Annotated in this window: 4 protein-coding genes; all 4 read left to right on the top strand. The window is 34.9% G+C overall.

Annotation, left to right across the window (positions count from 1 at the left end; genetic code table 11):
* Positions 1–208: 208 nt before the first annotated feature.
* The gene (adhE, locus tag SPD90_RS05245; protein WP_320624222.1) at positions 209–2,860 is read left to right on the top strand and encodes a bifunctional acetaldehyde-CoA/alcohol dehydrogenase; all 2,652 of its coding nucleotides are present in this window, start codon (positions 209–211) and stop codon (positions 2,858–2,860) included.
* 422 nt (positions 2,861–3,282) lie between these two features.
* Positions 3,283–3,735 carry a tRNA (adenosine(37)-N6)-threonylcarbamoyltransferase complex ATPase subunit type 1 TsaE gene (tsaE, locus tag SPD90_RS05240; protein ID WP_320624227.1) on the top strand — a complete coding sequence of 151 codons (453 nt, stop codon included), beginning with the start codon at positions 3,283–3,285 and terminating at the stop codon, positions 3,733–3,735.
* Positions 3,735–4,451: a tRNA (adenosine(37)-N6)-threonylcarbamoyltransferase complex dimerization subunit type 1 TsaB gene (gene tsaB, locus SPD90_RS05235; protein ID WP_320624221.1), complete on the top strand. Its 717-nt coding sequence runs from the start codon at positions 3,735–3,737 to the stop codon at positions 4,449–4,451. The genes tsaE and tsaB overlap by 1 nt, the downstream gene beginning before the upstream one ends.
* The coding region (locus SPD90_RS05230) for a GNAT family N-acetyltransferase (RefSeq protein WP_320924527.1) at positions 4,441–4,808 on the top strand (368 nt) is incomplete at its 3' end. The genes tsaB and SPD90_RS05230, both read left to right, overlap by 11 nt.

Genomic DNA, 4,808 nt, shown 5'->3' with positions numbered 1-4,808 from the left:
TTTGTGTAATATATAGTAAAATACTAATTTTAGAACGAAAATGGTATAATTTGGATAAAAATGAGATCTGAAAAAATTTCTATTTTTTTTGAAAAAAAGTACTTGCAAAGGCATAAATATTGTTATATAATTAACAACATAAAGCAAGTGTTATTTTTTTAACAATGTAGGAAACGATAAAAATTTTTATAGAAGGAGAAGTATAAACATGATAGTAAAAGACATCAACACATTACAAAAGAAAATGGCTGAAGTAAGAGCGGCTCAACAAGAATACGCTACATATACTCAAGAGCAAGTTGACGAGATATTCTTCCAAGTAGCAATGGCAGCAAACCAAGCCAGAATACCTCTTGCAAAAATGGCTGCAGAAGAAACTGGTATAGGAGTTGCAGAAGACAAAGTAATAAAAAATCATTTTGCTTCAGAATACATATACAATAAATACAAGGATGCAAAAACTTGCGGTGTTATAGAAAAGGACGAAGCTTTTGGTATAACTAAAATAGCTGAGCCTCTAGGTGTGTTAGCTGGGATAATTCCTACTACAAACCCAACTTCAACTGCGATATTTAAATGCTTAATAGCTTTAAAAACTAGAAATGCTATAGTTTTTTCTCCTCATCCAAGAGCGAAAAAATCTACAATAGCAGCAGTTAAGCTTTGCCTAGATGCAGCAGTTAAAGCTGGTGCTCCTGAAAACATAATCGGATGGATAGACGAGCCATCTATAGAATTATCAGCAGAAATAATGAAAGAAGCAGATACAATATTAGCAACTGGTGGTCCAGGAATGGTTAAGGCTGCTTATTCTTCAGGAAAGCCTGCACTAGGTGTTGGATCTGGTAACGTTCCAATAGTTTTCGATAAATCTTGTGATATAAAAGTGGCAGTATCATCTGTAATACATTCTAAAACTTTTGACAATGGAACAATATGTGCATCTGAACAATCTGTCATAGTAGATGCTTCTATATATAATGAAGTTCAAAAAGAATTTGTTGCAAGAAACGCATACATAGCTAAAGGTAATGAATTAACTAAGCTTAAAAAAGTAATTCTTGGAGCAAATGGAACAATGAACGCTAAGTTAGTTGGTAGACCAGCTGTGGAAGTAGCTAGAGAAGCGGGATTCGAAGTGCCAGCTAACACTAAATTAATAATAGGTGAAGCTACATCTACTGATATAAGTGAACCATTATCTCACGAAAAATTATTCCCAGTACTATCAATGTACAAATCAAAAGATTTCGATGATGCAGTACAAAAAGCTGACCAATTAGTACAAGGTGGCGGAATAGGACATACTGCTGGAATATACATAGATGTAGTTAACAACAAAGAAAAATTAGATAAATTCCAAAACAAAATGAAGGCTTGTCGTATACTAGTTAACACTCCATCTGCATTCGGTGGAATAGGAGATGTTTACAACTTCAAGCTAGAGCCTTCACTAACATTAGGCTGTGGATCTTGGGGAAATAACTCATTCTCAGGTCAAGTTGGACCATTCCAATTATTAAACGTAAAAACAGTTGCAGAAAGAAGGGAAAACATGCTTTGGTTTAGAACTCCTGTTAAAACTTATATCAAAAAAGGTTGCTTAGGTGTTGCAATAAAGGAACTAGGACCAGAATACTACGACTTCAAAAAGGCGTTCATAGTAACTGACTCATTCTTATACGAAAACGGATATACAAAAGCAGTAACTGATCAATTAGACGCTATGGGAATTCAACATGCTACTTTCTCAGAGGTTGCACCTGACCCAACATTAAAAACAGCTCAAAAAGGAGTAGAACAATTAAGAGCATTTGAACCAGATGTAATAATAGCAGTAGGTGGAGGATCACCTATGGATGCAGCTAAAATCATGTGGGTAATGTACGAACATCCAGAATGCGACTTCCTAGATTTAGCGATGAGATTCATGGATATAAGAAAGAGAGTTTACCAATTCCCTAAAATGGGCAACAAGGCTAAATTCGTAGCTATACCTACTTCTTCAGGTACAGGATCTGAGGTTACTCCATTCGCAGTTATTACAGATGATGAAACTGGACAAAAATACCCACTTGCAGACTACGAACTAATGCCAACTATGGCTATAGTAGATGCAGACATGATGATGAATCAACCTAAGGGATTGACTGCTGCTTCTGGTATAGATGCTTTAACTCACAGCTTAGAGGCATATGCTGCAATGCTACAAACAGAATTTACTGATGGACTAGCTATGCAAGCTGCAAAATCAATATTTGAATATTTACCAAGAGCTTATGAAAATGGAGCAAATGATCCTAAGGCTAGAGAAAAAATGGCTCATGCTTCAACAATGGCAGGTATGGCATTTGCTAATGCTTTCTTAGGAGTTTGCCACTCATTAGCACATAAATTAGGTGCTTATCACCACATACCACACGGTGTGGCTAATGCATTATTAATAAACCTAGTGCTAGAATTTAATGCTAGTACAGCTCCAAGAAAAATGGGTACATTCCCACAATACGAATATCCAAACATGATAGCTAGATATGCTGAGCTTGCTGAATTTGTGGGATGCAAAGGTAAAACTGACGAAGAAAAATTCGAAGCGCTACAACAAAAGATAAGAGATCTAAAGAAAGCTGTAGGAATACCTGAAACAGTAAAAGAAATGGGTATAGATGAAAGGGAATTCTTAGCAACTTTAGATGAAATGGTTGAGGCTGCATTTGACGATCAATGCACAGGCGCTAATCCTAGATATCCTTTATTTGATGAAATAAGAGAAATGTACTTAAAAGCTTATTATGGGGAAGCTGAGTACGCAGAGTTAATCGGGGAAAATGAAGAGGACGACGAAGAATTTGTAAGCTAATAAAAAAATAACTACCAAGACCGGAAAATGAATAATATGTATTAAATGAAATAAGAGAGGGACAAAGCCCTTCTCTTATTTTTTTTCTTCTCTTTGAACTTTTTTTATTTTTAGTTATTCACGTTCTATGAATAAATCTTCTCTTTGAGCTTTCTTTATTTTTAGTTACTCATGCTCTATGAGTAAATCTTCTAATATGAAATATACAGTAATATCAAATAAATATCAATATCTTATTGGTTGGTAGTAAATGGTTATATATTAAATTTTATGCATTATATTTTGTACAATCATAACAAATGTAAATTCAAAAATTAAATCTTAAATTTTATCAGTAAGCCTATAAATTTCTAACAAACTATAATATAATAATATCTGATTCATATTTAACTATGAAATTAGATACGGAGATGAAAATAATGATAAAGAAAATATATTTAAACGAAGAAAAAGACACGAGAGATATAGGCTTCAAGCTAGGCAAACTTCTAAAGCCAGGTAACATAATATGCCTAATTGGAGACCTAGGAGCAGGCAAGACTACCATGACTCAAAGCCTTGCAGAAGCACTAGAGGTAGACGACTACATCACGAGTCCAACGTTCACAATAGTAAACGAATACGAAGGCAAGATACCGCTATACCACTTCGACGTATATAGAATCGGATGCAGCGATGAGATGTACGACATAGGATTCGAGGAATACATAAACGGAGAAGGTATATGCATAATTGAATGGGCGAACATAATTGAGGACATACTACCAGATGAATATTTAAAAATAGAATTGAAGTACAAGGATATGGGAAGGGAAATGACTTTAATCCCTTATGGAGAAGAATACGAAAAAATAGTTGAGGAGTTGACTAAATAATGAAGATTTTGGGAATAGATACATCTTCTATGGCTGCGAGTGTGGCTGTTATAGAGGACAATAAATTAATTTGTGAATATACAATCAACACTAAAAAAACTCATTCACAAAAGCTTATGCCTATGATAGAAAATATGCTGAGTTTAAGTGATTTGAGCATAAGAGAGATGGATGCAGTCGCGATTTGCGAGGGGCCGGGATCATTTACTGGGCTTAGAATAGGTATGGCGACTGCTAAGGCGATTGCTCATGTGAACGACATACCAGTACTTGGCGTTAATTCGCTTGAAATACTTGCTGGAAACATGAACCTTTGCGACAAGAAAATTTGCTCAATACTAGATGCGCAAAGAAACCAAGTTTACACAGGAAGATATAAATACGTTGGTACAAAGTTAACAGAAATTAAAGAAATAGGAATCGAACCAATAGATGACCTACTTGAAGAATTGGCGCAAAGTGGTGAAGAGTGGATATTAGTAGGTGAAGCAGTTTATAAATACGAAGATAAAATCAAAGAAATTGCGAACATAGAAATTCCTGCAGCATCAAACAATGTAACTAAGGCAAGTAGTCTGTGCTCAGTTGCAAAGGCTAAGTTTGATGAAGGAAATGACATCTACAATTGCTACAATATAAACCCTCTATACATAAGAAAATCACAAGCTGAAGAACAATACGAAGAAAAACAAAAGAGGCTACAAAATGACAAATAAAATGGAAAACATGGACATAGGAAACAACCCAGATATACATTATATTTTAAGTATGGCGACAGATTTAAATGCGAACAATTTAATCATAAGACCTATGAGAAAGACAGATATCGATGAGGTTCACAAGGTAGAGGTCGACTGTTTTGCCGATCCTTGGTCTAAAAAATCTCTAATGGACGAACTAAAAAACAATTTAGCTAGATATCTTGTAGCAGATTTAAATGGTAAAATTGTCGGATATGTTGGGATTTGGCTTATAGTAGATGAGGGGCATATAACAAACGTAGCAGTTCACAGCGATTATAGAGGTCAGAGAATAGGAGATAGATTAGTGCACGAAATGGTGGAATTATGCAA

Source organism: Intestinibacter sp. (assembly GCF_034113885.1).
Taxonomy (GTDB): Bacteria; Bacillota; Clostridia; order Peptostreptococcales; family Peptostreptococcaceae; genus Intestinibacter.
The sequence above is the reverse complement of the archived record's forward strand: the minus strand, read 5'-3'. Positions and strand labels throughout refer to the sequence as shown.

Coding starts and splice junctions, on each gene's coding strand:
- adhE (WP_320624222.1), top strand. CDS start 209: ATGATAGTAAAAGACATCAACACATTACAAAAGAAAATGGCTGAAGTA.
- tsaB (WP_320624221.1), top strand. CDS start 3,735: ATGAAGATTTTGGGAATAGATACATCTTCTATGGCTGCGAGTGTGGCT.